Raw genomic sequence first — 25,283 nt, 5'->3', positions numbered from 1 at the left:
CGTGGGGTTGGGGTGTTGGGGGGTTTTTTTCACCCCGCCCCCTCCTTTTGTGGGTGGGTTGGGGGGGGCCCCGCGAGCGTAGCGAGCCAGAGGCAGAGCGCCGCCTTCGGCGGCTACCCACCCCCGGCCCCTCCCTAAAAGGGAGGGGAGAAGAACGTCAGCAACCGGCCGAAACCAGCCGTTCAGACGGCGCCGAGCGTTTCAATCTCGGGCGCTCCGGCGAGACAGGGGCCGAGCTGGGCGCCGATGGAGCGGAAATGGTCCGAGGCGCGGTGCGCGTCGAGCGCCGCCTGATCGTCATAGCATTCGAGAACCTTGTAGGCGCCCGCCGCTTCCGACTTGAACAGGCGGTAGTAGCTGTTGCCCGCTTCGTTCGCGTTCACCGCCGCGGCGAGTTCGGCGAAGATGGTTTCGAATTCGGTTTCCTTGCCGGGCTGGACGCGGAGCGTTGCGATGATGCCGATGGCGCTCATGAAAAATCCTCTCTTTTCAGACGGCCGGGCCTGCCGCAACGGCTGGCCCGGCCTTGTTCCATCAGAACACCTCGAACAGGCCCGCCGCGCCTTGGCCGCCGCCGATGCACATGGTGACGACGGCATATTTGACGCCGCGGCGCTTGCCTTCGATCAGCGCGTGGCCGACGCAGCGCGCGCCGGTCATGCCGAACGGGTGGCCGATCGAGATCGAGCCGCCGTTGACGTTGAGCAGTTCGTTCGGGATGCCAAGCTTGTCGCGGCAATAGAGGACCTGCACCGCGAAGGCTTCGTTGAGTTCCCAGAGGCCGATGTCGTCCATCTTGAGCTCGAAGCGTTCGAGCAGCTTGGGGATTGCGAAGACGGGGCCGATGCCCATTTCGTCGGGCTCGGTGCCTGCGACCGCCATGCCGACATAACGGCCCAGCGGCTGGAGGCCGCGCTTTTCAGCGACCTTGGCTTCCATCACGACGCAGGCCGACGAGCCGTCGGCGAGCTGGCTGGCGTTGCCCGCGGTGATCGAAAAGCCTTCGCCCATCACCGGCTTCAGGCTCGACAGCCCTTCGAGCGTCGTGTCGGGACGGTTGCATTCGTCCTTGTCGGCGACGACGTCCCTGAAGCTGACTTCCTTCGTTTCCTTGTCCATTACCGCCATCGTCGCCTTGCAGGCGACGATCTCGTCGTCATATTTGCCCGCGGCCTGCGCGGCGGCGGTGCGCTGCTGCGACTGGAGCGAATATTCGTCCTGAACCTCGCGGCTGATGTTGTAACGCTTCGCGACGACCTCGGCGGTGCCGATCATCGGCATATAGGTGTCCTTGTGCATCGCGATCAGCTCGGCGTCGGTTTCGATGAATACCTTGCCGCTGCCGCTGACCTTCGAGATGCTCTCGATCCCGCCGGCGACCGCGATGTCCTGACGGTCGACGATGATCTGCTTCGCCGCAGTCGCGATCGTCATCAGGCCCGACGAGCATTGGCGGTCGATCGACATGCCGGGGACGGTGACGGGCAGGCCGGCGCGCAGCGCGACGAGGCGGCCGATGTTCATCGTCTGCGAGCCCTGCTGCATCGCGGCACCGAACAGCACGTCGTCGATCTCGCCGCCTTCGAGGCCGGCGCGCTCGACGGCGGCGCGGACGGCATGGGCGCCAAGCGTCGGGGCGAGGGTGTTGTTGAACGAGCCGCGCGCCGCTTTGGTCAGCGGGGTGCGGGCGGTGGAAACGATGACGGCGTCACGCATGATGAAATTCCTCTTCGAAGAGTTTGGCAGAATCTTTGCCGGGGAGGGCGCTACTCAAACGAAAAACTGGCTGATCCATTCGGCGATCAGGGCAGGCTTTTCCTCGCCCTCGATCTCGACGGTGACTTCGTTGGTCTGCTGCCACTGGCCGGGGCGCTTTTCGTCGAGTTCGAGCAGCTTCACATGGCTGCGCACGCGCTTGCCCGAGCGGACAGGCGACAGGAAGCGGACCTTATTGCAGCCGTAGTTGACGCCCATCTTGATGCCGCCGACCTTGGGGCCGTCGGTGCTCGCGCCGAGCAGCGGCAACAGCGACAGGGTCAGGAAGCCGTGCGCGATCGTGCCGCCGAACGGCGTCAGCTTGGCCTTTTCCTCGTCAACGTGAATGAATTGGTGGTCGCCCGTCGCGTCGGCGAACTTGTTGATCATGTCCTGATCGACAAGCACCCAATCGGAGGTGCCGAGATGTTCGCCGACCTTGGTTTGCAGTTCCTGCGGCGTGATGGTGGCCATATGTCATCCCCTGAAATTGCTGGTTCGGGGCGCTTTCTAGGCCTGTCTTGCCGCGTTGCACAAGAGCCAAGCCCCGCGCCCGCGCCGCCGTAGCGTCAGCCGGGCTTCGCCGCCGCGGCCCTGGGCTTGGGAGACTCGGGATAGGGCATGATCATCGTCCCGTCGGGCGCCGCGGTAAAGGTGGTCTGGGTCGGATAGGCGAACTCGTAACCCGCTTTGGCGAGCGCTTCGAACAGGCGGATCGCGACATCGGTGCGCGCCGCGATCACGACATCATATTCATCGCTGAATACGTCGAAGAGCAATTCGAAATCGAGGCTCGACGGGCCGAAGGTCAGGAAGCTCGAACGGATGAATTCCTGCCCCGCCGCCGTCACCTGTTCCTCGAGCAGCGCGGGAAGGTCGCGGAGCATTTGCGGGCTGGTCTGGTAGATGACGCCGATATGGAAGGTCACGCGCCGGCGGTGGAGATGCGCGAAGTTGGTGATCTCCTTCGCGAGGAGATTGGTGTTCGAGATGACCAGCAGTTCGCCGTTGACCGACCGAAGGCGGGTGCTCTTCAGTCCGATGCGCTCGACCGTTGCGGTGCTGGTATCATATTTGATCGTTTCGCCGACGCGGAACGGCCGGTCGAAGATGATTGATAACGACGCGAAGAGGTCGGAGAAGATGCCCTGCGCGGCGAGGCCGATCGCGATGCCGCCGATGCCGAGGCCGGCGATCAGGCCGGTGACATTGAACCCCATATTGTCGAGGATGACGATCGTCGCGACCGCGAACAGCGCGACGCTGATCAGCAGGCGGATGATCCCCATCGCGTTGCTGAGCGTTTCGTTATTCCCTTCGGCCGCACGGCGCTGGATCAGGCCGAGCACGATCTCGCGCACCCAGATCGCGACCTGCAGCACCACCGCTACCGTGAAGACGAACTGGATGACCTGCATGATCACCACGGGCGGCTGGGCATAGCCTGCGACCATGCGGATCGCGATGATCGCGAGCACGGTCGATTTGGTCTTGTGGATCACGCGCCCGGCGATGTGGGTCAGCGTCATCTCGCCTTCGGCGGACTGCGCATGCTTGAGCGCGAAGCCACGGACCATCGACAGGACAAGATAGATGAGCAGGCCCGCGCCGATCGCGATGCCAATCTGCAGCCAGTGATTGTTCACCCATGCGATGCTCATGTCCCAATAGCGCTGGAGGTCGTCGAGCGGGTTGGCCGCGGCGGCTGTTGTGGGAACCGCTTTGGGGGTGGCGGTGGTCGCGGCGGCGAGGATGGAGAAGGTCACGTCGGGTCCTTTGTATGTCGGATCAGGCGGATTGAAGCAGCACCGCGGCCGCGGGTGCCTGCTCCAGATAGGTCAAAAATCCGCGTTCGTAACGCGAAAGATAGCGCGTTGCGCGCGGCAGGTTGCCGACGGCGGCGGCGAAGTCCTCGCGCGCTTGCGCCGCGGCGAGCATTGCGGGATGGACATAGGCCTTGCGCGCGATTGCGGGCGTGTTGCCGAGGCGGTCGGCGACATGTGCGAGCATCGCTTTCAGTGTTGGCGGTTCGGGCGCATCGTAGAGAAAAGCGAACGCCTCGACGCTTGCGGTCCAGGTCCGGAAATGCTTGGCGCTGAACTCCTCGCCCATCGCTTCGCGGATATAGGCGTTCACATCGTCCGAAGCGACGGCGCAGACGCTGTCGTCGACTTCATATTGGAAAAGCTTCTGGCCGGGCAGATCCTGCAACCGGCGGACGAGGGTCGTCAGGCTGCGGTCGCTGATCGTCACCTCGCGCCGGGCGCCGCCTTTCGCGACATAGTTCAGCTGGAGCGTCTTGCCCGACAGCTTCGCATGGCGCTGGCGGAGCGTCGTCGCGCCGAAGCTTTTGTTCGCCGCGACATATTGTTCGTTGCCGATCCGCAGCGCCGCGAGGTCGAGCAGGCGCACGACTGCTGCGACGACGCGTTCGGCGCAGAGCGTGCGGCGAGCAAGATCATCGGCAAGGCGCGCGCGAAGCAGCGGGAGCGCATGGCCGAACGCGGCGCAGCGATCATATTTGTCGGCCTCGCGCGCCATCCGGAATTCGGGGTGATAGCGATATTGCTTGCGCCCGCGCGCGTCGTAACCGGTCGCGAGAATATGGCCGTTCGGGGCGGGGCAAAACCATGCGTCTTCATAGGCAGGGGGCAGCGCGATCGCATTCAGACGGTCGATTTCGTCACGCTCGCGGATGATCCGGCCCTTGGCATCGCGATAGCGCCAGCCGACGCCCGATCGCTCGCGGCCGATACCGGGCAGGCCGTCGTCGACGTGGACAAGGCGGGTCGCGGACATGGGGCTAAAGCGCCCCGGCCGCCGTGATGGTTCCGCGTCAGCCGGGGTTCGGTGTCGGGTGGCGCGCCGGCACCTGCGCCGGGCGCGCGGTCAGCGGACGCCAGCCGGCCTCGCGCTCGCGGCGGCGGCAATAGGTCGAAAGCCCCATTTGCAGCGCCAGCATCATGTAGATGAAGGGCTGGAAGGCGATGCCGACGAACAAAGATCCGATCAGGTAGGTGACATGGCCGTTTTGCAGCGCGGTCGCGAGCGGCGCGATCCATTGCTCTTCGCCGCGCCGCGTCTTGAGGTAGCGATGGCGGAGCCTTTCCATCTGGATGAGCCCCGTCAGGTGGAGCAACAGCCACATCGCGAGGCCGGGATACCCCTGTTCGCCGAGCATTTCGAAATAGCTCGAATGATAGGCGCGCGAATGTTCCTCATAGACCGAGGCTTCGGCATTTTGCGGTGCATTGGGATCATAGGCGGTCGCCGCCTTTTCGACGCGGACGCGGTTCTGGATATAGGCATTGAAGCCGCCGCCGAACGGGTTTTCCTTCGCATATTCCCATGTCCACATCCACACTGCGACGCGTGTCGAGGCCGACTGGTCGGATTTGTGGTCGCGGATCGTTTCCATGCGCTGGGTGTAGCTTTGCGGCAGGAACGGAATCGATGCGGCGGCGAGCAGGCCGGCACCGGCGATATAGAGGAAGCGGTGCTTGACCGAGCGCAGCGACAGGATGGCGAGTACGACGAGGCACACCAGCCCGGTGCGCGCCTGCGTCCCGATCGGCAGCAGCGCGCAGGCGAAGACGAGCGCGAAGCAAAAGAGCGAGACGCGCCAGTCGGGAGGGAAGATGGTGCCGTGGCGCCGGTACCACAGGATGAGCGGGATGATCGCAATGCCGACGGTCGACATGATCGACCCTTCATAAAGCCCGAAATTTTCGTTGAGCAGCAATTGCAGCGATCCATAGCCGCCGCCGCCCGCCGCGGTCTTGATCCCGCCCGCGATCGCGATCGATGCGGCAGATAGCAGCATGACGACGATCAGCGCCTCGATCCTCAGCTTGGTCCGCAGGGTCAGCGGCAGGAAGATCGCCCAGACGAGCGCCTTCCACACCCAGCCCCATTTGTCGGCGGCCTCGACTGGGAAATCGGCCTGGACCGTCGTGATCCAGCAATAGACGAGCAGCGCAAACAGCAGGAACTGTCGCCCCGACCATCGGGTATCGCGCTTGTCGTCGACCGCGAGCCAGCCGAGGATGGCGAGCCCAAAGACGATCATCGAGATCGGGATCGAATTGATCAGGAAATAGCTGAGACGCTGCGGCGCGACGATGTCGATATAGCAAAAGCACAGCACGAACAGAAACGGCTTGCGGAAACCGATCCCGATGAAGGCGAAGAGGAAGGCGACGAAGGCAATGTCACGCATCGCCCGGCGTTTCCTCTTTGGCCTCTGCATCCTTGCGCTGCTGCCACAAGATGCGCGGGCTAACCTCGCGGTCGAGGTCGTCGCGGTGCAGCAGGCGCCACAGCGCAATCGCCATCAGCACATGGGTCAAGGCAATGGAAAAATTGTCGACCATTCTGCGTGTGTGCCTAGCCTGGGGTGGCCGAAAGGGCCAGTTCTTCGCGGCACTACGCGATTGGGGTTGACGCGGCGTTAAGGCTTGTCTGTCAATGCACGCACGGCATGACCAGAATTTTACATATCCTCGACCACAGCCTGCCGGCGCATAGCGGCTATACCTTCCGTACCCGCGCGCTGATGAAGGCGCAGGTGGCGAAAGGATGGGAGGTTGCCGGGGTGACCGGGATTCGCCACCCGGAACCCGGGCCGGATGGCGAGACGGTCGATGGCCTGACCTTCTATCGCACCCCGCCCAGCGCTCCCGCGCGCTCGCCGATCCGCGAATGGCGCGAGATCGGGGCGCTGGCAAAGCGGGTCGAGGCGCTGGTCGGGGAATGGAAGCCCGACCTGCTCCACGCGCATTCGCCGGTGCTGGATGGGCTGGCGGCGCTGCGCGTCGGCAAGCGGCTGGGCATTCCCGTCATCTATGAAATCCGCGCCTTCTGGGAGGATGCATCGGTCGGCAACGGTACGGGGCGCGAAGGCAGCCTGCGTTACCGGCTGACCAGGCAGCTCGAGACGCACGCGGTGAAGTCCGCCGACGCGGTCGCGGTGATCTGCGACGGATTGCGCGGAGACCTGATCGCACGCGGAATTGATCCGGCGAAGATTATCGTGTCGCCGAACGGCGTCGATCTTGAGCTGTTCGGCGACCCGTCGCCGCGTGACGATGCGCTCGCCGGAACGCTGGGGCTTGCCGCCGACGATGCGGTGATCGGCTTCATCGGCAGCTTCTATGATTATGAGGGGATCGACGACCTGATTGCAGCGATGCCGGCGCTGGTCGCGGTGCAACCGAACGCACGGCTGCTGCTCGTCGGCGGCGGGCCGATGGAAGCGACGCTCAAGGCGCAGGCGGCGGCATCGCCGGCAGCGCGGCATATCCACTTCGCCGGCCGCGTGCCGCATGAAGAGGTCGAGCTTTATTATTCGCTGATCGATATCCTCGCCTATCCGCGCAAGAAGATGCGACTCACCGATCTGGTGACCCCGCTGAAACCGCTGGAAGCGATGGCGCAAGGCAAGCTGGTCGCGGCGTCGGACGTCGGCGGCCACCGCGAACTCATCGAAGATGGCGTGACGGGCAGCCTGTTTGCCCCTGATGATCCGGCAGCGATCGCCGAAAATCTGGCCCAGTTGCTCGAAAATCGGAGCCTGTGGGACGAACGGCGGCGCACCGCGCGTATTTTTGTCGAAACCCATCGTAACTGGTCATCAAACATTTTACGTTACGAGCCTGTTTACCAGCGATTGCTGCAGCGTGGCGGAGCGCCGCGCGCGGCATAGCGGAACGGAAAGCACCGCGCTTCGCGGCGGCGGATTTGGAAGCGATATGGACGACGTGAGCGAAAATAAGGGAAGGGCTGCATGGACCGCGCTGCTGCGCGTGCTGCGCCCGGCGGCGCCCGCGGTCATCGGGGCCGCCGCGCTGACCTTTTTGTTCGCCGCGGTCATGCCGCTCGACTGGATCGCGGGCATCAGCTGGAACCTCTATCTCGACCGCCTGTCGGACCTGTTCCTGCAGCCGATCGGCAATGGCGGGCGCCTGGCGCTGGCGCTGGCTATGGCGTCGATTGCCGCGCTCGTGGCCGGGATCATCGCGCTGATGATTGCGCAGCCCGAGGCGAGCGGCGTCGCGTCGCTGCGCCGCCGGATGCGTCGCAAGTCCGAAGCCGATGAAGAAGAGGTGCTGCCGCGCCGCCGCGTCGACCTGCATCCCGACGATCCGCCGCGCCCGCCGATCCGCGCCGGCCGCGACCTGCCCGCCGAAGGGTTGGGGCCGCTGACCGCCTATGATGCGGCGCGCGCCGCCGACGAGGATGCCGGATCCGACCTCTCCTTTGCCGAACCGGCGTGGGGTGACACGGCGCCGGTGGAGGGGGCTGTCGACGATGAGGACGAGCTCGTGCTCGCCGAACTGGCGCCCGAACCCGCCGTTTCCGAATCGACCGGCGACGAGCCCTGGTTGCAGCCCGCCGAACTCGCGGCGCCGGTCATGCCCGACCCGGCCGACAAGAGCCTCGGTGCGATGGTCGCCCGCCTGGAAGCGGGACTGGCGCGCCGCCGCGACGCGCGCGCCGAGCCCGCCACGGCCTTCGCCGCCGCTGCGCCCGGTGCCGCCGCGATGGAAGAGGACGTCGAGCCTGAGGTCGACTTTGCGCTCGAAGCCGCGCTCAGCACCTTGCAACGGATGACCAGCCGCGCCGTCGGCTAGGGCTGTGGCCCTAAGCTGATCAATCCTCGACGGTCAAAATTTCGATCCGCAGCTCTTCGGCTCCATTCGCGGGTTCAACCGCAATATCGGCGACGATATGCCCCGCCAGCCGCCATTCGACGGCAGAAAGGCGATCGAGCAGGGTCTGACGGGAGATCGGGATGCCGCCCGCCGCAGGGCTGCACGGAAACAGGTGGCGGGCGCCGACGAAATTCGCGCTCGCCCAAGGCCGGAGGGTCGATACACCGAGGGTCATGCCATGCGGCATTTCACGTGCAAGCAGGCGAAAGAGCCGGCGATGCGGACAGCCGGGGCGGGCGGGGGCAGCGGGCGACCAGCGGATCATGGCTTCGCTCCCGCTTTGAGGGCGCGCATCGCACGCGTGCGCCCGTCACCGCGCGGGACGACACGGCCTGCCTGGCGGTCGGACCGCCATTTGTTCATGAAATGTTCCACTCGACATTGAATGTCGATACCGGTTTCGCGGCCGCCGCGCAGGTCGCTGACGAGCCGCGGATCATGCACTGCGGCTCGTCCGAAGACGCTTGGTGGCATCGCCGATTCGTTCAGGAAAACCTCGATCCGTTGCAACAAGCTGCGCTTCATAATTCCTCCCTGTCCCGCCCGCTCATCCGGACGACTCGTCAAATAGGATATTTCCTATCTGAGCAGAATTTTCCTACTTGTCTAGGAAAAATCCTATTGCTAAAGGCGAAATAGGAAGGACCGACCATTGCCCGATTTCATCGAGGATCCGCGCGCGGCGCTTGACCGTCTCTTGCAGGAAAGGGGCATCGATTATGCGCAATTATCGGCGCGCATCGGGCGTAATCCCGCTTATATCCAGCAATATATCAAGCGCGGCTCGCCGCGCCGGCTGGCCGAACAGGATCGCGCGCGCATCGCCGTTTATCTGGGGGTTTCCGAAGCGATGCTCGGCGGTGCGCTTCAGCGCGCCGCGATCCCCGCACGCGCCCGCGGGTCGGCTATGGTACTGGTGCCGAAGCTCGCGATCGGGGCGTCGGCGGGGGCGGGGGCGAGCATCGACGGCGAGCCGGTCGAGAGCGAGGTGGCGTTCGACTCCAAATGGCTGCGCGGGCTGGGCGCCGATCCGCGCGCGCTGACCATCATTCGCGTCGAAGGCGATTCGATGGCGCCAACGCTCGACGACGGCGACGATATACTTGTCGACGGCGGCGACGCGGCGGGGCGCCTGCGCGACGGCATCTATGTGCTGCGTATGGACGATGTCTTGATGGTGAAGCGGATCGCGCGGGCGCCGGGCCAAGGACGAATCTCGGTGATCAGCGATAATCCGCACTACCGCAGCTGGGACGATTTGCCGATGGCGGCGGTGCAACTGGTCGGGCGCGTCGTGTGGACGGGGCGGCGCGTGCGTTGATGTTGGCCGGCTGATACCGACACGGGCGATGCCGCAACCCCTGGTCAATAAGGCGCGGCCATCTCCGCCTCGATCTCATGGTCGAGAACCTCGGCGCGCTGGCATTGCGCCGCGTCGCCTTTACGGCATTTTTCGGTCGCCTTGTCGCGCTCGCGCGACAGCTTGCCGACGCGGGCTTCGCGCTTGCGCAGCTCGCGGCCACGATTGCGGTCGGACTCTTCCTGGCTCGTCGTCGACCAGTCGGCGACCTTGCCGACCGCCTTGACCGGTGCGGTGACGACGGTTTTGACGGCGCTGACGCAGCCAGTCAGCAGCGGCACCGTCAACGCAGCGATGATCAGGGTGCGCATTCTCGTCCTCCTCGGTATCGGTCGCTCATCGCATAGCATCCATAATGTGAACAGCATATTGCGACGAGCGGCCCGTCGTGACCACCCTCTGTCATATCATTGAAACAAATGGTTAAAGCTCTGTTTACTGGCAAAGGCTAGGCATGCGGCGGACGAACCGCGGCAACCCAAGTGACATGATGACCCCCACCAATTCCGTTTCTGCCAGCTCTTCCGGCCATCGGGTTGCGGTCGATGCCGATGCGCATCTGTCCGAGGTGATCGATATTTTTCGGGCCAATTCGCAGCTCCGCATTCTTGCCATACTCGACAAGGCGAGGTGGCCGGTCGGCATCGTGCGCGAACAGCGGGTACGCGAGTTGCTTTTCTGTCCCTATTGGTTCTCGCTGATGCAGAATCCGTCGATCGGCGGTTCGATCGCGACGATGATCGAACCCTGCCTGACCGCGAGTGTCACCGAGACGACCGCCGACCTGCTCCGCATCATATCCGCGTCGCCGGAGCATGAGGGCCTTGTCCTCGTCGATCATGACGGTTTCGTCGAGACGTTGGACAGCGGTCAGATCGCCCAGTTGGCGATGCTTCGCGAAATCGAACTGGCGCAGGAGCGGACGGCGCGCGCGGGGCGGGTCGATGATGCCGGGCGCCGGTTTCAACGGGATATTGCGGGACTGGCGGCGACGCTGTCGGCGATGGCGCGCGAAGCTGAGGCGGTCGCGCTGCAACTGTTCGACCGGGCGCAACAGACCGGCCGCGACGCCCTTTCGGTCGCGAGTGCGACAGCGCAGACATTGGCGGGGCTGCAATCGCTCGGCGATCGCGGCCATGCGCTCGCCGCCGCAATGGCACAGATTGTGGACGATGGGCGCCAGGCGCGCGCGGCGCGCCAGGAAGTGCGGGTGACGATTGCGCAGGCCGGCGACCGGGCCGCCGCGCTGCGGGCCGCGAGCCTGTCGATCGAGCATATGCTGGCGCTGATCGTCGATATGGCGAGCCGGACCAACATGCTGGCGCTGAATGCCGGGATCGAAGCGGCACGGGCCGGCGATGCCGGCCGCGGTTTTGCGGTGGTCGCCACCGAAGTGAAGACGCTCGCGGGGCAGACACGGTCGGCGGCGGGCGACATCGCCCAATATGTCGATCGCATCCGCACCGTGATCGGCGAGGTGAATGATGGTTTCGCCGAGGTCGAGAAGGCGATCGGCGCCAATAACGGATTCTCGGACGCGATTGACCGTGCCGTCGATGGCCAGAGCGCGACGACGCTGACCATTGCCAGCTATGTCGAACAGGCGGTGTCGGCTGGGCGCGAAATCGATGGCCGGGCGCAGGATATCAGCCGTGGCGCGGCGGCGGTGGAAGACCGCGCCGTGTCGCTCGGTCAATTATCCGCCGACCTGACCCGGGCGGTGGAGTCGCTGCACCGGCGCGCCGGCCAATTCATCGAGACGGTCGCGGCCGCCTGACCCCTCGATTCGGTGACAGGGCGTCCAAGCCCTGCCTTGCCAATGCTGTTGCCCATGCCGTAACCCAAGTTGTTACAAGGGCTTGCCGCCTCGGCACGTGCTGCTAGACTGACCCTGCGCCGGGGGCGTCGTGGCCATCGGCGGGGAGGAGGGTCATATGACGAATATGCAAAAAGGTCTGGCCGAGTTTATCGGTACGTTCTGGCTTGTCTTCGGCGGTTGCGGCAGCGCCGTCCTGGCGGCCGCCTTTCCCGACGTCGGCATCGGCTTGCTCGGCGTCTCGCTTGCTTTCGGCCTGACGGTCGTGACCATGGCCTATGCGATCGGCCATATTTCAGGGTGCCACCTCAATCCCGCGGTGACCGTCGGGCTTTGGGCGGGCGGGCGTTTCGACGCGCGGGACATCCCGCTCTATGTCGTGGCGCAGGTGCTCGGCGCGATCGTCGCGGCGTTCCTGCTTTTCTATATCGCCAGCGGCAATCCGGCCTATGACCTTGCGACCAACGGCCTGGCGGCCAATGGTTTCGGCGACGGCTCGCCGGGGCATTTCGACCTCCGCTCGGGATTGATCATCGAGATCGTGCTCACCGCCGTCTTCCTGTGGATCATCATGGGGTCGACCGACGGCCGCGCGCCCGCGGGCTTCGCGCCGATCGCGATCGGCCTCGCGCTGACGCTGATCCACCTCATCTCGATCCCGGTGACCAACACCTCGGTCAATCCGGCGCGCAGCACCGGTCCGGCGCTGGTCGTCGGCGGGCTGGCGCTCCATCAGCTCTGGCTGTTCTGGGTCGCGCCGCTGGTTGGCGGGCTGGTCGGCGGGTGGCTCTATCGCACCGTGGGTGCGGACCGCTTTCCCAAACCGAATATCGAAGGCGAATAATCACGGCGCCGGCCGGGCGATGCCCGGTCGGCGTTCGTTTATTTGAGCAAGTCGACGGCAAAGGCGCGGACGTCGTCGGCCATGTCGGGACGTGCGAGCGCGACCGCAAGATTGGCCTGGATATAGCCCGCCTTCGACCCGCAGTCGTACCGCGTCCCGTCGAACGTGACGGCATGAAAGGGCTGCTTGCCGATCATCGTCGCCATCGCGTCGGTAAGCTGGATTTCGCCGCCGGCGCCTTTTCCCTGTCCTTCGAGGACGCGCATCACTTCGGGCTGCAGGATATAGCGGCCCGAGATGATGAGGTTCGACGGCGCGTCCTCGACCGCGGGTTTTTCGACGAGCCCCGTGACTTCGGTCAGCGCGCCGTCGGCCTTGCCCGGCGCGATCACGCCGTAGCTCGATACCTGCTCGCGCGGCACCTCGAGCACCGAGATCAGGTTGCCGCCGACATGGGCATAGGCGTCGACCATCTGCTTCATGCAGCCGGGCGAGCCATGCATGAATTCGTCGGGAAGGAAGATGGCGAAAGGTTCGTCGCCGACGATATCGCGCGCACACCAGATGGCGTGACCGAGGCCCATCGGTTCCTGCTGCCGGACATAGGCGCAATTGCCCGGCCCGAGCCGCGTCGCTTCGAGCACCGATATGTCCCTGCCGCGGTCGAGCATCGTCTTTTCGAGCTCGAACGCGATGTCGAAATGATCCTCGATCGCGCTCTTGCCGCGCCCGGTGACGAAGATCATCTGCTCGATCCCCGCCTCGCGCGCCTCGTCCACCGCATATTGGATCAGCGGCCGGTCGACGACCGGCAGCATTTCCTTCGGGATCGCCTTCGTCGCGGGCAGGAAGCGCGTGCCGAGACCGGCGACGGGGAAGACGGCTTTGCGGATCGGCTTTTGCATCGACAGCGAATTAGAGCGTGATGCCATGACATTGACCCACCGTGACGGAGCCGCTTTTGGCCGAGTGCGAGGCGTGAGGAGCGGCGCGATGCGGGACATCGTGCCCGACGAGCAACGAAGCAATCGGCCAAAAGCGGCCCGCCCCGCAGGGATTGCCCCCGGAAGCCCGCCGGGCGGCGGCGCGTCTCTGGACCGGGCCACCGGCCCGGCCTGCGAGACGCTTTTTGCCGGCGAACTTCCGGGGGCAATCACGGTGGGTCAATGTCATGGCATCACGCTCTAGCCGCGAACGCCCGACAAGGAAAGGCGCGGCTATTGCGGCGTGACGATCACGACGACGCGCCGGTTGTCCTGGCGGCCTTCGGCGGTCTTGTTACTCGATAAGGGCAGGGTTTCGCCGCGCCCGACGATCTGGTCGGCGGTGAACTGCATGCCGCTCGCCTGCATCGGCGCCGCGACCGCCTGCGCCCGCGCTTGCGACAGCGTCAGATTATAGGCGGCGGTCCCGGTCGAATCGGTATGGCCTTCGACCCGTGCGGTGACGATGCCGACCGCGACGAGCTTGGCCGCGATGTCGCCGATCCGTTGCTGCTGCTCGCCCGGCAGGCCGCTTTCATTGGACGGAAAGAGCAGGCGTTCGGGCATGCTCAGTTCCCAGCCCAGCCCGGTTTCGACAAAGCCCTGCGATTGAAGCGCGGAAACTTGCGCGGCGCTGAAGCCCGTCTGCGGCGGCACGGTCTGGCAGGCGGCCAGCAAGGCCGCGAAGGCGGACAGGAAAATGAGGCGAAGCGAACGGGGGAGGGGGTGGGTCACGGCAATACTCCGGTCATCGGACTGAACGATTGGTCAGCTTGTCGGCATACATGGCGGCGTCGGCGGCGGTGAGCAGTGCGGTCGCGTCGCTGCCATTGTCGGGATAGACCGCAACGCCGACGCTGACCGACGCGCGATAGGTCGCGCCGCCGGGGAGCGTGACGGGCTGGGCAACGCAGGCGCGGATGCGCATCGCGAGGTCATTGGGCACGGTTTCGGCATCGAGCGGGTCGATGATCACGATGAATTCGTCGCCGCCGATCCGCGCCGCGAAATCACCCTTGCGCAGCGTGTCCTTGATGCAGGCCGACAGCGCGACGAGGACGGCATCGCCGGCGGCGTGACCGTGATTGTCGTTCGCCGCCTTGAAATTGTCCGCATCGATGAAGAGCAGGGCGAAGCGCACGCCGCGGCGATCCGCGGCCTCGATCCGCTGTGCCAGCTGTTCGTCGAACGCCGCGCGGTTCGGCATGGCGGTCAGCGGATCGTGCGAGGCGCGGTGCGCCAGCATCGCATGTTCGCTTTCCATATGGCCCTGCCAGCCCGCAAGTTCGTCGAGCAGCGCATTGATGTCGCCGCCGAGCCGGTCGAGCTCGGCGATCCCGAGCGGCTGGACGCGCTTGTCGAACCGGCGATGGAGGCGGACGTCGTGCGCCACGGTCGCGATTTCATTGAGCGGCTTGACCAGTTCATATTCGAACCGGCGCGCGAGCGCGATGGTGCCGAGCGCGGTGATGAGCAGGCAGATCAGGCCAGCGAGCAGGCCGATCCGGACATAGTCGGTCAGCGTCGAACTGTCGCCCCAGACTTCGACCTTGCCGATGGCGGAGCCGTTGCGGCGGACGGCGACGGCATAGGGGCTCGGGAAGAAAATTTGCGTCAGCAGCGGCGCCGGGTCGTCGGCCGGCGACGTCCATTCGATCAGCGGCCGGCCGCGGTCGTCGACCACGCGCAGCCGCGCGATGCCCGGAATGCGCGTCAAAGGTTCGATCCCCTCGCGCGCCGCCTGCGGGTCGTTGAAAATCAGCGCCGGTTCGACGCCATAGGCGCCAAGCTGCGCCGCCAGTTCGATATTGCGGTCGGCATAGCCGCGCAGCGCGGTCACGCCGGCGAGCAGGATGGTGATGCCGGAGAGCGCGACGGCGAACAGCGTGATGCCGAAATGGAAACGCGACAGCAATTTCTGCAGCGTCGTCCGCGCGCCGATGCGTTTGCCGGTCCGTTCGCCGATCCGTTCGCCGATCCGTTCGGGCGTGGGGCCGGTCATGGCGCGCCCTCCCCGTCGCGGCCGATCTTGAGCACGCGCGGATCGATGCGCAGCGTTCCGCGGGCGATCGCGTCGAGATTGACCGAAAAGCTGAGGCCCGACTGCCGGTTGGCGAGGCAGAACATCGCGCCGTAAATGCAGGCGGGATCGTCATCGGTGATCGTCAATGCCGCGCGGCCGCGGACCCAGACGATCAGTTTCTGGCGGTCGGTGACGGGCATCCGTCCCAGGAACAATATGTCGCAATCGGCACCGTCGGTCACGCCGTCGATGGTCATGCGGCGTACCGTGACGGCGGGTCCGCCGGGGACGACGGGCGCGATACGATCGGTCAGGCGCGGCGTGCCGACAAGGCACATATTGCGTACGGCGCCGCGTTGCCCGTCGGGCCAGCGCGCGTAGCCGATGATTCCGCCAAGCATGCGGTTGACCGCACGCGCCGTCCCGCCGGCGTTGTTTTCGACGATCGTCTGGCTGGCGGCCTGAACCGACATCTGTGGCGTCGCAAATAACGAGCCGATCAGAAACAGTGATGCCAGCACCTTGCAGTGACCCCCAACTGCGCTTCGGGCCTATCCTGCCCGACCAAGGCGGTGTCCGCTAGTTAAAAGAGTATGAAAGTCAAGGAAAAGTAGCGGCATGCAACCTTGTTTAAACACCCCGCCAAGCGTTCAGCCGGCGCGCAAACGGTCGCTGAAGCCCTTGCGCAGCTTGGCGAGCTTGGGGGGGATGACGGCCAGGCAATAGGGGTTGCGCTGGCCTTCGCCTTCCCAATAGGCCTGATGATAGTCTTCGGCCGGATACCAATCGCTTGCCGCTTCGATCGTCGTCACGATCGGCGCCGGCCAGTCGGCCCCGGCGCGGACGATGCCGGCGCGCGCCGCGTCGCCCTGCGCGGCGTCGAGGGGGAAGATCGCGCTCCTATACTGGGTGCCGATGTCATTGCCCTGGCGGTTGAGTTGGGTCGGATCGTGCGTCGCGAAAAAGACATCGAGCAGATCGTCATAAGTAATCGCGGCGGGGTCAAAAGTGATGCGGATCGCCTCGGCATGACCGGTATCGCCGCCGCACACCTGCTTGTAGGTCGGATCGGGGGCAGTGCCGCCGATATAGCCGCTTTCGACGCGCTCGACACCGGTCAGCGACTGGAACACGGCTTCGGTGCACCAGAAGCAGCCTCCGGCGAAAATGGCGGTCTCACGGGTCATGGCGTCGATCCTTGTCGTGAAAATTGTCGGGAAGAAAGCGGATGCCGTCAAAATAGGGTGGCGCGGCCTTATTCCAAGGGTGGCGGCGCGGCGATCAGCGGCGGGACGAACGGTTTGCCCGATGCCTGCGCGGTGCGGATCGCCGCGATCTCGGTTTCGAGTATCTGGACGCGGTCCTGCCAGCGCGGATGGGTGCCCGCCTGAAACAGTATCGGACCGCCGCGTTTGCCGAAGCGCTGCCAGAAGCGCACGGCGGCCGCGGGGTCATATCCCGCCGCCTGCATCAACCAGACCGACAGGCGGTCGGCCTCGATCTCGGTCTGGCGGAACAGGCGCGCGCTGCGTCCGAACTGCTTGCCGAGGCCGCGGTCGACCCCTGCGGCATCGAGCCGGGCGCGGTGGCGCAGGATGTTGTGCGCCAGTTCGTGGGCGACCGCGGCGGCAAGCTCGTCGTCGTCCGCAAAGCCTGCGAGCCCGGCGCTGATCAATACCAGCCGGCCGTCGGCCGCGCCCTCGGGACGGTCGCGCGCTTCGACACGAAAGGCGCTGGCGCAGCCGGCGACGGGATGGACCGCGATGCGGCGGCCGTCGGCGGCCTCGATCTCCACGGCGGGATCCGGGCTCGGCGCGCCGAGGCGCGTTTCAAGCGCGGCGATGCGGGCAAAGGCGTCGCCGCCTTCGCTGGCCGGGACCAGCCCGGCGACCGCATGGATCGCCATGCCGACGTGCAAACCCGCCGCCGCGGCGGGTGAACCGGTGGCGATCGCGGCGATGTAGGGGGCGTCGCTGTCGCTTGCGCCATAGGCGGCGCGCGCCGCAGCGCGGCTGGCGGTGTCATAGAGACGCGGATCGCCCCAGATCACACCGATCTGCGGCTGGGTCTGGGGACAATGCGGTGCATTGGCCGTGGTCAGGCGAAAGCCGATCGTCGCGACGCGCGTCTCGAGTTCCGCAAGCACAGCGTAAGGCGAAGCACCGGCCGGCGCGGACGCCGCAGCGGGTGCGGCGCACAGCGCGGTCAGGACGGCAAGGAGCGATCGTGTGAAGCGGGGCATCGGCGCGGGCTTACCAAGGGGCGGCTGTCGCGGCCATGAATTTCCCCGGGCCTCGATCGAGGAGATTGTGGTCGATTGCAAAGTTGTCGGGAGATGGCGGGTAACGGGCGGAAGCGGACCTCTCCTTCATCGTCATCCCGGACTTGATCCGGGATCCCGCTTCTTGACCTTGCCACCAGTTTTCGACGTCAAGCGGGACCCCGGATCAAGCCTGTCCTGAGCCTGTCGAAGGGCCCGGGGTGACGAGGAGGGGTGGAAGTTGACGCTCTGGTGCGTACCCCGTGCGAAGGACGGGTATTCCAATGCGGGGCCGAACGCCCGCTGCACTCCAAAACCAGTCGTCCAATTCCAGGGTTGCAATCGATAGGACCGCCATTTCCAGCCCCTTGCCTATCTCCCGGCGAGCGCCGATAGGGCGGGTCGATGACCGACGCCTCGACTCTCTCGCCCTCCGTTCGCCTTTCCGCGCCGCGTCCGGCGGCGCTGGCGCGCTGGCTCTGGGCAGTCGCGTTGCTGGTGATTGCGGTGGTTGCGGTCGGCGGGATCACGCGGCTCACCGAATCGGGGCTGTCGATCACCGAATGGAAACCCGTGTCGGGGGTGCTGCCGCCGCTGACCGAGGCGGGATGGCTGGCCGAGTTCGAGAAATATAAGCGGATCCCCGAATATAAGGCGATCAACCTCGGCATGACGCTCGACGGGTTCAAGGCGATCTTCTTCTGGGAATGGCTGCACCGTATCCTCGGGCGGCTCGTCGGCATGGCGCTCGTCGTGCCGCTGATCTGGTACGCGTGGCGCCGCGCCGTCCCGGCCGGTTATGGCTGGCGGCTCGTCGCGCTCGCGGCGCTGGTCGGGCTGCAGGGCGCGATCGGCTGGTGGATGGTCGCCTCGGGGCTCGAATATCGCACCGACGTCAGCCATTTCCGGCTCGCGACGCATTTGCTGACGGCCTTGTTCCTGCTTGCCGGGCTGGTGTGGACGGCGCGCGACCTTGGCGCGCTGGCCAGAAATCCGGCGGCACGTCCGGCGCGGCTGACCGGCGCTGCGCTCGGCATCATCGGCATCCTGTTCTTCCAGCTTCTGCTCGGCGCCTGGGTCGCCGGGCTCAACGCCGGCTATGTTGCGAGCACATGGCCTTCGATGAACGGGCATTTCGTTCCCGAAGGCATCGACTGGTCCGATGGCGCGTGGATGGCGTTCACCAACGATCCCTTCCTGATCCACTTCATCCACCGCTGGTGGTCGTGGGCCGCGGCGCTGGCCTTGCTCCTGCTGGCCCGCCAGTTGTCGAAAGGCGGCGCGCGGACCGAGGCGGCGTTGCTTGTGGCGGTGGTCGCGGCGCAGATGACGCTGGGTATTCTGACCGTCGTGACCGGCGTGTCGATGTGGATCGCGGTGCTGCACCAGGTCACCGGCGCGGTGCTGGTCGCGATCGCCGCGGCTGCGCTTCACCGGCTCGGCCGCCCGGCGACATGATCGCGGCGGCAGGCCTCGGCGCGCTGCTGCTCGCCGCGCAGATTCCCGCTGGACCGCCGCCCGTATCGCCGCCGGCGCGCGTCGCCGCATCACAATTCGCGCCGCCGCTCGGCCAGCCGATGGCCTATCGCGTCACGACGCGCCGGCTGGGCCGCGACGGCAGTTTGATCAGCTTTTCGCTCGTCTATGCGCTGCAATGGCAGCGCGTGGGCCGCGGGTATCAGCTTGTCGCGACGTTGCAGCGAATCGATTCGGATGCCCGGCCCGAGGTGACGCGCGCGCTGACCGCGGTGCTGCAGCCGCTCGTCGGCGAGCCGATGACCTATCTTGTCGCGCCCGACGGCAGCCGCATCGATCTGGTCGATGCCGAGGCCTTGTGGGACCGTGCGATGGCACGGACCGAGGCGCTGGGTGCCGCGGCCGGGCAGGCGGAGGCAAAGCAGATGGCGGCGCTGATCGCTGCCCTGCCGGTCGGACAGCGGAGCGAGATGGCGACGGCTGATATCCGCGCGCTGGTGGCGCCCGCCAATGCCGCCATCCCGGCGTCGGGGGGGGCGAGCGTGTCGATCCGGCAGGATGGGGCGATGCAGAGTGTTGCGCTGGTCGAGCATGTTCAGCTTGCCGCGGGGCAGGGCGGCAACCCGCTCGAAATCGACAATCTCTGGACCATCGACACCGCGACGGGGCTGGTTGTGCGCGAACAGCGGCAGAGCTGGATCATCGAGCCAGGCAGTGATGCGCGCACGCTCGTCGAGGAGCGGGTCCGCGCGCTGGAACCCGCCGCAAAAGATTGAAGGTATCATAATACCCGTCAGCAAAGCCGCGATATGCTTGACTTTGCGGCTCCCAGCGGCCATTGGCCCGCTCCGAAGCGCCGCTGCGTCCCGTCGGGATCAGGCGGCGCGGTTTGTTTCGGGCGGCGCGTGCCGCTCATCCTAGTCCATCTCTGTCAAGGAGCGTGCCATGAAGGCGCTGACCAAGACGACCGCTTCGGCCAACGCCGCCACGGTCGAAAAGAAATGGGTGCTGATCGACGCCGAGGGCCTTGTTGTGGGCCGCGTTGCATCGATTATCGCCAATATCCTGCGCGGCAAGCACAAGCCGTCGTTCACCCCGCACGTCGATTGCGGTGACAATGTCATCGTCATCAACGCCGAGAAGGTGGCGTTCACCGGCAAGAAGCTGGCTGACAAGCGCTATTACAAGCACACCGGTTATGCCGGCGGCATCAAGGAAACCAGCCCCCAGAAGATCCTGGAAGGCCGTTTCCCCGAGCGCGTACTTGAAAAGGCCATCGAACGCATGATCCCGCGCGGCCCGCTCGGCCGCCAGCAGATGCGCAACCTGCGCGTCTTCGCCGGATCCGAACATCCGCATGAAGGGCAGAGCCCCGAAGTGATCGACGTCGCGTCGATGAACCGCAAGAACAAGGTGGGTGCATAATGGCTGACGAACAGACCATGACCGATCTCAAGGACCTCGCCGGCGCCGTCGAAGGCGCCGCCGTCGCTCCCCAGATCTCGAGCGCGCCGCTGCGCGAGAAGATTGTCGACAAGCAGGGCCGCGCTTATGCGACCGGCCGCCGCAAGGACGCAGTCGCCCGCGTGTGGGTCAAGCCCGGCACGGGGAAGATCACCGTCAACGGCCGCGACCAGGAAGTCTATTTCGCGCGTCCGACGCTGCGCCTCGTTATCAACCAGCCCTTCGGTCTGACCGAGCGCGTTGGCCAGTATGACGTGATCGCAACCGTCAAGGGCGGCGGTCTGTCGGGCCAGGCGGGCGCCGTGCTTCACGGTATTTCGCAGGCGCTGACCCGCTTCGAACCGACGCTTCGCGGCGTCGTCAAGACGGCCGGCTTCCTGACCCGCGACAGCCGCGCGGTCGAGCGTAAGAAATACGGCAAGGCCAAGGCCCGCCGCAGCTTCCAGTTCTCGAAGCGCTAAGGCGAGCCTTACTGCTGGGCTTGAAAAAGCCCAACTATATCAAGGAAAAAGCGGGGCTTGTCCCCGCTTTTTTCATGTACAACAGATTTGCAGCAGGCCGTTCGAAAGCGCGGTTTTCTGCCATTCTTTAACTCGACTTCAATCCCTGCGTGCAACAGGTCGTGCAACAGATCGCGCCCCATGTGCAACAGGTTTGGAACGAGAAAAGTGAAGAGAATCAATGCTTTCAAGATAGAGGGCGGCAAAGTCACCGTGTTCCAGCGCGATGACGTGAAAAGCAGCCTCTAGTATGCGAATTTCCAGTTCGGCCATCGCCAGCGCGCAATGCGATCGTTGGAAACGGACGACCGAGCAGTGGCAGAGCACAAGGCGAAGGAGATTTATCGCAAGCTGCTCGTTCGCGTTGACCAAGACCTCCCGTTGAAAGCACTGAAGTTTTCGGATTTCTGGGACAACAAATGGATTCCCTATGCGAAGCGGCGGCTATCGCCTGATCGCTATCGTCTGCATGAAGGCACGGGACGCCTTTATCTCAAATCTTATATCGACAATCGCAATCTCGACCAGATCACCGCGCAGGTCGCGGAAGGCTATGTCGAATGGCGGCGGGACTATTGGATTGAGAGGGATGATCGCCCCAAAAATTGCGCGGTGCGGCCATCGAGGAAGACCTTGCAGATTGAATTTGGGCTGCTCAAACAATCCCTGTATTGGGCTGAACGCGAAAAGCTCGTCCGGCCGTTGGGCGTGATGAAGGCGCATGTCCTCAACAGCGACCCGGATCGACAACGCCGATACGGCTTCACCTCAGATGAATGGTATGAGCTAGGCAGCTACATGGAGAGTTGGCAGCATGGCGGACGCCATCGCCTGCACAACACCCAGCGCGCTTTGCTGCGCCGTTTGATCTGGAGCTATTACCTGACGGGTCTGCGTCGCCGCGAGATGGAAACGCTGACATGGAAAGGCGTGAAACCGTTGAAGGACGGGAAGGCGGAAATAACTGTCGCCGCCGACACCAAGACCGGCACGCGCACGGCGATAAGTCAGCCCGATATATTCCACTATCTGCCGGAGCGCGGGGCCGATGAGGATTTGGTCTGGCCGGACGGCCATAACCGCACGATATACAGCTTCCGCCATACCTACGCGACGGAACGGCTGAAGGCCGGTGTCAGCTACGAGGATTTAGCCCTGAATATGGGCACCTCCTATGAGCAAATCCGCAAGCATTACAGTCACGTCATTCCGCAATAGCGCGCCGATGCGATCACGAAGCTGGATGGACGTTCCGCCGCCGAGCTTGTGCGGGCAATGACATTCCTGCGTCGGGAAGCGCAAGGCGAGGGACTGGATTGGGATGCGCTCGTCCAGCAGGTACTTGCCGCCCAAGCTGCCAAAGATGCTACCTGAATTGCGTTTTCCAGCCCGACGAAGGCGACATCCCCTAGCCCAGTAGCGGACGGCGTTTCGCGCCGCTCCGCGCTCAGAAGCTCTGATGGCGCGTTCTCACTAGTAGTGAGGGGAGGATACCGCTTCACTTCGAGATGAGCGAAATTTCTTTACACACCTTGCTGTAATAAAATTTCCTGAGCGCGTTTTCCTCTGCTGATCGCAGCGCTTCGAAATGCTGCAAGAGGTCGTGCCGCTGCTGCTGCCAGGACGGCGGCCATTCCCCAGAGCCGTATAGCAACGCGAGGGTGTCGGGGACGATTTTCCTCCGCACGTCGCGGCGCAGATCGAGCCGCCAATGGAAATAGAGATACAGGGAAAGCGTCAAGGTTCCCACTATGACGGGATTTCCTTCCCCGATCACCAAACCACGAAGTCCGAAAATTGAAAATAGCAACGCGAACCACATCGCCAATCCCCTCAAATATTTTGGATAAGGTGATTTTTATCGCGGAATCTGCCAGCGAATGCGGTTGCTGTAGGTGCCGCCCGTCGGATTGCCGGTCCGGTCTTGGCCCGGATTAAAACGAGCGCGCCGCCGCGCTATGGAGCATGTCGCCGTATCAAGGTCGGCATGACCGCTGGATGACGTCACCTCACATGCGACAACAGAGCCTCGCTCGTTGAAGGCAAGGCGGAAGTCGGCCGTTCCTTCCCGCTGTTCGCGCATCGCTCGAACTGGATAGTCGTCATATGTGATCCATTGTTGCGGGCTGCCGATCAGACGGGCGGGACTGGACAGATCGACGTTCGGATCGGCAACTTCCGCTCCTTCATTCCGGATCGCCTCCTTCGATGCATCTTCACTTTCGTTCGTGACCCCATTGGAGGTCTGGGCTGTATCGCGTCCGTTCGACGTGGGTTCACTCTGTTCCTCAGGGTGCCGCGGACTCTTTACTGTGTCGGGAAGGTTAAGGGTGATGGCCCATCGCTCTTCATTGGCAGGGAGGTATAGCGCATCGCACTTCGCATTGGTGGCAGTTGCCGAGATATAGCCCGGCATGTCGCTTTTCACCCAATCGCCATCCTTCAAACCACAGACGCCGTTAATAGCGCGACGAATATCTGCGATTGTTGAGGTCAAACGCGGGGTGGTAGCGAAGAAGCTCTTCGCCTTTCCCGACGGAAGATATTCGACCTGAACCTCCGTCAGTTGAAGGCCATGCCACGTTTCGCCTCTATCAAGGCCACCGTTTTCCAACAATTTTGTATAGTCGGCCCGCTTTGCAACGCCCAGACGCAGCGCCTGTTCAAGCAGGTTATCGGCTGCAATTTCCGGCCGAGTGTCTGCGATGGCCTCCACGATCTTTGTGTTGTTGCCGATATAATCATAGGCCAGAATGCCAGAGCCGCCTGCCGCAGCGACGATCAATGTCCAAGCGCCATAAACGGCCACGCTGTTGCGCTTGGGTTTTTGGGCATCATTCCAATCTGGATCGGGGGACGCGGTGACCGACTGTTGCGTCGAACCGAGCAATCGCGTCTTCTGGGTTGCAAACTCGGCATCGGTAAGCGCCCCCTCCTGCCAAAGCTTGGTGATGCGCTCCAGATCGTCTATATTCTGGCCTTGCAATGACACGGTTTGGTTCAACCGTTCCCCCTGATATTCCCGCATAAATCGCCTCTCGTCCCGCTTCAATATTCAAAAAATGCATATGCAATTATTGCATGTAGTCAACGGGAGATGTCGAAATCGGCCTTCTCTGCTGCCCACCAGCTTTTGGTGAAGGGTTTGACGCAGGCGCGCGAAGCGGCAGGGCTGCATCAAGCCGATCTTGCGAAGAAGATCGGCAAAAACCAGAGCTACATCAGCAACATCGAACGCGGTCAGCGCAGGGTGGATGTGATCGAGTTCATCGTGATCGTGGAGGCGATGAACGGCGATCCGGTCAGGATGTTTTCGGAGGTCGTTAGCGGCATGCCCGATGAAGTAGCCATTTAAAACCGGTTTGCTCGGATTGACCGATTACGGAGTTTTCCTCCGGCAACGAGGCCGATAAAATTGCGTGGAGAATGTCCAATTAGTTATGGTTTTCTGTTATTTGCGCGCGGCACGAGTTACTCGTCTGCTAAGCGGTTCATCCTCGATCCAAACTCAAAGTTCCATCCCTCAGGGATCGCTCCGGCCTGACTGAAATGCTCGGCTTCGTCCGCGAGGGCGATACGATCGTCGTCAGCAGATTGGACCGCTTCGCGCGTTCGCTATCCGATCTGTTCCAGATGCTCGATACGCTGACCAGCAAGAGCGTCGCGTTCCAATGTCTGCATCAATCCATTGATACCGGGACCAGCACCGGCAAACTCACGCTCGCGATCTTGGGTGCGGTGGCTGAATTCGAGAATGATCTACGCCGGGAGCGCCAGCGCGAGGGGATCGCCAAGGCCAAGGCGAGCGGAACCTACAAGGGCCGAAAGCCGAGCATTGACCTTTCTATGCTCCACGATCTTAGGGACGCGGGGCTTGGCCTGTCTGCTATCGCGCTACAGATGCCCAACCGGACAAACTTCCGGTGGCGGAGACTCTTCCAACAACGCCGATCGAAGTGGAAGCCGAAGGACGCCTTAGAGCGCTTTGCGGACCTAGACCCAATCGACTTCGAGCACATGTCTGCCGTGTTACAGGTCAAGCCAAGGCGTCAGGAATTGTCTACATAGTAAATGACTTGAGGCTGGCGT

Annotated in this window: 31 protein-coding genes and 1 pseudogene; 12 read left to right on the top strand and 20 right to left on the bottom strand. The window is 64.1% G+C overall.

Going from position 1 to position 25,283, the window contains the following annotated elements; genetic code table 11:
• Positions 1-182: 182 nt before the first annotated feature.
• The 7 genes from FHR22_RS19785 to FHR22_RS19755 all read right to left on the bottom strand — a co-directional run bounded on the left by FHR22_RS19785 (position 183) and on the right by FHR22_RS19755 (position 6,128).
• Positions 183-473, bottom strand: a complete 291-nt coding sequence (locus FHR22_RS19785; protein WP_166945478.1) for a putative quinol monooxygenase — start codon at positions 471-473, stop codon at positions 183-185.
• A gap of 61 nt (positions 474-534) precedes the next feature.
• The gene (locus tag FHR22_RS19780) at positions 535-1,716 is read right to left on the bottom strand and encodes an acetyl-CoA C-acyltransferase (protein ID WP_166945476.1); all 1,182 of its coding nucleotides are present in this window, start codon (positions 1,714-1,716) and stop codon (positions 535-537) included.
• Between the two features lie 54 nt (positions 1,717-1,770).
• Positions 1,771-2,229 (bottom strand): MaoC family dehydratase, encoded by a 459-nt coding sequence (locus FHR22_RS19775; RefSeq protein ID WP_166945473.1) that lies wholly within the window; start codon positions 2,227-2,229, stop codon positions 1,771-1,773.
• A 95-nt stretch (positions 2,230-2,324) separates the two neighbouring features.
• Positions 2,325-3,521, bottom strand: a complete 1,197-nt coding sequence (locus FHR22_RS19770) for a mechanosensitive ion channel domain-containing protein (protein ID WP_166945471.1) — start codon at positions 3,519-3,521, stop codon at positions 2,325-2,327.
• Positions 3,522-3,543: 22 nt separating this feature from the next.
• Complete coding sequence (locus tag FHR22_RS19765) at positions 3,544-4,554, bottom strand: DNA topoisomerase IB (protein ID WP_166945469.1); 1,011 nt, start codon at positions 4,552-4,554, stop codon at positions 3,544-3,546.
• 37 nt (positions 4,555-4,591) lie between these two features.
• Complete coding sequence (locus tag FHR22_RS19760) at positions 4,592-5,974, bottom strand: putative O-glycosylation ligase, exosortase A system-associated (RefSeq protein ID WP_166945467.1); 1,383 nt, start codon at positions 5,972-5,974, stop codon at positions 4,592-4,594.
• A complete protein-coding gene (locus tag FHR22_RS19755) occupies positions 5,967-6,128 on the bottom strand; it encodes a hypothetical protein (protein WP_166945465.1) in 162 nt (53 codons plus the stop codon). The genes FHR22_RS19760 and FHR22_RS19755 overlap by 8 nt, the downstream gene beginning before the upstream one ends.
• Positions 6,129-6,235: 107 nt before the next feature.
• Here FHR22_RS19755 and FHR22_RS19750 point away from each other — a divergent pair, with 107 nt between their 5' ends.
• Together FHR22_RS19750 and FHR22_RS19745 are read left to right on the top strand one after the other, a co-directional pair.
• Positions 6,236-7,459 (top strand): TIGR04063 family PEP-CTERM/XrtA system glycosyltransferase, encoded by a 1,224-nt coding sequence (locus tag FHR22_RS19750; RefSeq protein WP_166945463.1) that lies wholly within the window; start codon positions 6,236-6,238, stop codon positions 7,457-7,459.
• A gap of 46 nt (positions 7,460-7,505) precedes the next feature.
• Complete coding sequence (locus tag FHR22_RS19745) at positions 7,506-8,387, top strand: hypothetical protein (protein WP_166945461.1); 882 nt, start codon at positions 7,506-7,508, stop codon at positions 8,385-8,387.
• A 19-nt stretch (positions 8,388-8,406) separates the two neighbouring features.
• Here FHR22_RS19745 and FHR22_RS19740 read toward each other — a convergent pair whose 3' ends face one another.
• Complete coding sequence (locus FHR22_RS19740) at positions 8,407-8,733, bottom strand: hypothetical protein (RefSeq protein ID WP_166945459.1); 327 nt, start codon at positions 8,731-8,733, stop codon at positions 8,407-8,409.
• The gene (locus FHR22_RS19735; RefSeq protein ID WP_166945356.1) at positions 8,730-8,993 is read right to left on the bottom strand and encodes a hypothetical protein; all 264 of its coding nucleotides are present in this window, start codon (positions 8,991-8,993) and stop codon (positions 8,730-8,732) included. The genes FHR22_RS19740 and FHR22_RS19735 overlap by 4 nt, the downstream gene beginning before the upstream one ends.
• Positions 8,994-9,120: 127 nt before the next feature.
• On the opposite strand from FHR22_RS19735, the gene FHR22_RS19730 reads away from it, so the two are divergent.
• Positions 9,121-9,789 (top strand): S24 family peptidase, encoded by a 669-nt coding sequence (locus tag FHR22_RS19730; RefSeq protein ID WP_166945457.1) that lies wholly within the window; start codon positions 9,121-9,123, stop codon positions 9,787-9,789.
• Between the two features lie 44 nt (positions 9,790-9,833).
• On the opposite strand, the gene FHR22_RS19725 is transcribed toward FHR22_RS19730, so the two are convergent.
• Positions 9,834-10,139, bottom strand: a complete 306-nt coding sequence (locus tag FHR22_RS19725) for a hypothetical protein (RefSeq protein WP_166945456.1) — start codon at positions 10,137-10,139, stop codon at positions 9,834-9,836.
• Between the two features lie 179 nt (positions 10,140-10,318).
• Here FHR22_RS19725 and FHR22_RS19720 point away from each other — a divergent pair, with 179 nt between their 5' ends.
• Together FHR22_RS19720 and aqpZ are read left to right on the top strand one after the other, a co-directional pair.
• Positions 10,319-11,605 carry a methyl-accepting chemotaxis protein gene (locus tag FHR22_RS19720; RefSeq protein ID WP_166945772.1) on the top strand — a complete coding sequence of 429 codons (1,287 nt, stop codon included), beginning with the start codon at positions 10,319-10,321 and terminating at the stop codon, positions 11,603-11,605.
• Between the two features lie 157 nt (positions 11,606-11,762).
• Positions 11,763-12,488 (top strand): aquaporin Z, encoded by a 726-nt coding sequence (aqpZ, locus tag FHR22_RS19715; protein WP_166945455.1) that lies wholly within the window; start codon positions 11,763-11,765, stop codon positions 12,486-12,488.
• 38 nt (positions 12,489-12,526) lie between these two features.
• On the opposite strand, the gene galU is transcribed toward aqpZ, so the two are convergent.
• The 7 genes from galU to FHR22_RS19685 all read right to left on the bottom strand — a co-directional run bounded on the left by galU (position 12,527) and on the right by FHR22_RS19685 (position 17,736).
• Positions 12,527-13,393: a UTP--glucose-1-phosphate uridylyltransferase GalU gene (gene galU / locus FHR22_RS19710; protein ID WP_166945770.1), complete on the bottom strand. Its 867-nt coding sequence runs from the start codon at positions 13,391-13,393 to the stop codon at positions 12,527-12,529.
• A gap of 10 nt (positions 13,394-13,403) precedes the next feature.
• The gene (locus FHR22_RS22710; RefSeq protein ID WP_341787002.1) at positions 13,404-13,661 is read right to left on the bottom strand and encodes a hypothetical protein; all 258 of its coding nucleotides are present in this window, start codon (positions 13,659-13,661) and stop codon (positions 13,404-13,406) included.
• A 44-nt stretch (positions 13,662-13,705) separates the two neighbouring features.
• A complete protein-coding gene (yfiB, locus tag FHR22_RS19705; protein ID WP_166945454.1) occupies positions 13,706-14,206 on the bottom strand; it encodes an outer membrane lipoprotein YfiB in 501 nt (166 codons plus the stop codon).
• A 13-nt stretch (positions 14,207-14,219) separates the two neighbouring features.
• Positions 14,220-15,473, bottom strand: a complete 1,254-nt coding sequence (gene dgcN, locus FHR22_RS19700; RefSeq protein ID WP_166945452.1) for a diguanylate cyclase DgcN/YfiN — start codon at positions 15,471-15,473, stop codon at positions 14,220-14,222.
• The gene (gene yfiR, locus FHR22_RS19695; RefSeq protein WP_166945450.1) at positions 15,470-16,015 is read right to left on the bottom strand and encodes a regulatory sequestration protein YfiR; all 546 of its coding nucleotides are present in this window, start codon (positions 16,013-16,015) and stop codon (positions 15,470-15,472) included. Before yfiR ends, dgcN begins: the two co-directional genes overlap by 4 nt.
• 129 nt (positions 16,016-16,144) lie before the next feature.
• Positions 16,145-16,681: a peptide-methionine (S)-S-oxide reductase MsrA gene (msrA, locus tag FHR22_RS19690; RefSeq protein WP_166945448.1), complete on the bottom strand. Its 537-nt coding sequence runs from the start codon at positions 16,679-16,681 to the stop codon at positions 16,145-16,147.
• A 68-nt stretch (positions 16,682-16,749) separates the two neighbouring features.
• Complete coding sequence (locus tag FHR22_RS19685) at positions 16,750-17,736, bottom strand: M48 family metallopeptidase (RefSeq protein WP_166945446.1); 987 nt, start codon at positions 17,734-17,736, stop codon at positions 16,750-16,752.
• A gap of 423 nt (positions 17,737-18,159) precedes the next feature.
• On the opposite strand from FHR22_RS19685, the gene FHR22_RS19680 reads away from it, so the two are divergent.
• From FHR22_RS19680 to rpsI, 4 genes are all read left to right on the top strand, one after another.
• On the top strand, positions 18,160-19,212 hold the full coding sequence (locus FHR22_RS19680; RefSeq protein WP_166945444.1) for a COX15/CtaA family protein: 1,053 nt from the start codon (positions 18,160-18,162) through the stop codon (positions 19,210-19,212).
• Complete coding sequence (locus tag FHR22_RS19675; RefSeq protein WP_166945442.1) at positions 19,209-20,006, top strand: hypothetical protein; 798 nt, start codon at positions 19,209-19,211, stop codon at positions 20,004-20,006. The genes FHR22_RS19680 and FHR22_RS19675 overlap by 4 nt, the downstream gene beginning before the upstream one ends.
• Positions 20,007-20,175: 169 nt before the next feature.
• Positions 20,176-20,655 carry a 50S ribosomal protein L13 gene (rplM, locus tag FHR22_RS19670; protein ID WP_166945441.1) on the top strand — a complete coding sequence of 160 codons (480 nt, stop codon included), beginning with the start codon at positions 20,176-20,178 and terminating at the stop codon, positions 20,653-20,655.
• The gene (gene rpsI, locus FHR22_RS19665; protein WP_166945439.1) at positions 20,655-21,155 is read left to right on the top strand and encodes a 30S ribosomal protein S9; all 501 of its coding nucleotides are present in this window, start codon (positions 20,655-20,657) and stop codon (positions 21,153-21,155) included. The genes rplM and rpsI overlap by 1 nt, the downstream gene beginning before the upstream one ends.
• Before the next feature lie 138 nt (positions 21,156-21,293).
• Here rpsI and FHR22_RS19660 read toward each other — a convergent pair whose 3' ends face one another.
• On the bottom strand, positions 21,294-21,467 hold the full coding sequence (locus FHR22_RS19660) for a hypothetical protein (protein ID WP_166945437.1): 174 nt from the start codon (positions 21,465-21,467) through the stop codon (positions 21,294-21,296).
• Positions 21,468-21,509: 42 nt separating this feature from the next.
• Between FHR22_RS19660 and FHR22_RS19655 the strand changes: the two genes are divergently transcribed.
• Positions 21,510-22,412, top strand: a complete 903-nt coding sequence (locus FHR22_RS19655; protein ID WP_166945435.1) for a site-specific integrase — start codon at positions 21,510-21,512, stop codon at positions 22,410-22,412.
• 280 nt (positions 22,413-22,692) lie between these two features.
• Here the strand turns inward: FHR22_RS19655 and FHR22_RS19650 are convergent, their stop codons facing one another.
• Together FHR22_RS19650 and FHR22_RS22435 are read right to left on the bottom strand one after the other, a co-directional pair.
• Positions 22,693-23,016: a hypothetical protein gene (locus FHR22_RS19650; protein ID WP_166945433.1), complete on the bottom strand. Its 324-nt coding sequence runs from the start codon at positions 23,014-23,016 to the stop codon at positions 22,693-22,695.
• A gap of 36 nt (positions 23,017-23,052) precedes the next feature.
• On the bottom strand, positions 23,053-24,222 hold the full coding sequence (locus FHR22_RS22435; RefSeq protein WP_243853896.1) for an energy transducer TonB: 1,170 nt from the start codon (positions 24,220-24,222) through the stop codon (positions 23,053-23,055).
• Positions 24,223-24,291: 69 nt separating this feature from the next.
• On the opposite strand from FHR22_RS22435, the gene FHR22_RS19640 reads away from it, so the two are divergent.
• A complete protein-coding gene (locus FHR22_RS19640) occupies positions 24,292-24,549 on the top strand; it encodes a helix-turn-helix domain-containing protein (RefSeq protein WP_166945431.1) in 258 nt (85 codons plus the stop codon).
• A 182-nt stretch (positions 24,550-24,731) separates the two neighbouring features.
• Positions 24,732-25,262, top strand: a pseudogene (locus FHR22_RS19635) (recombinase family protein); the annotation flags it as partial.
• Between the last annotated feature and the right edge of the window lie 21 nt (positions 25,263-25,283).

Origin of the sequence: Sphingopyxis panaciterrae (assembly GCF_011762125.1) — a bacterium.
Taxonomy (GTDB): Bacteria; Pseudomonadota; Alphaproteobacteria; order Sphingomonadales; family Sphingomonadaceae; genus Sphingopyxis; species Sphingopyxis panaciterrae.
Note: the sequence above shows the minus strand (reverse complement) of the source record. Positions and strands in the feature narration are given on the sequence as shown.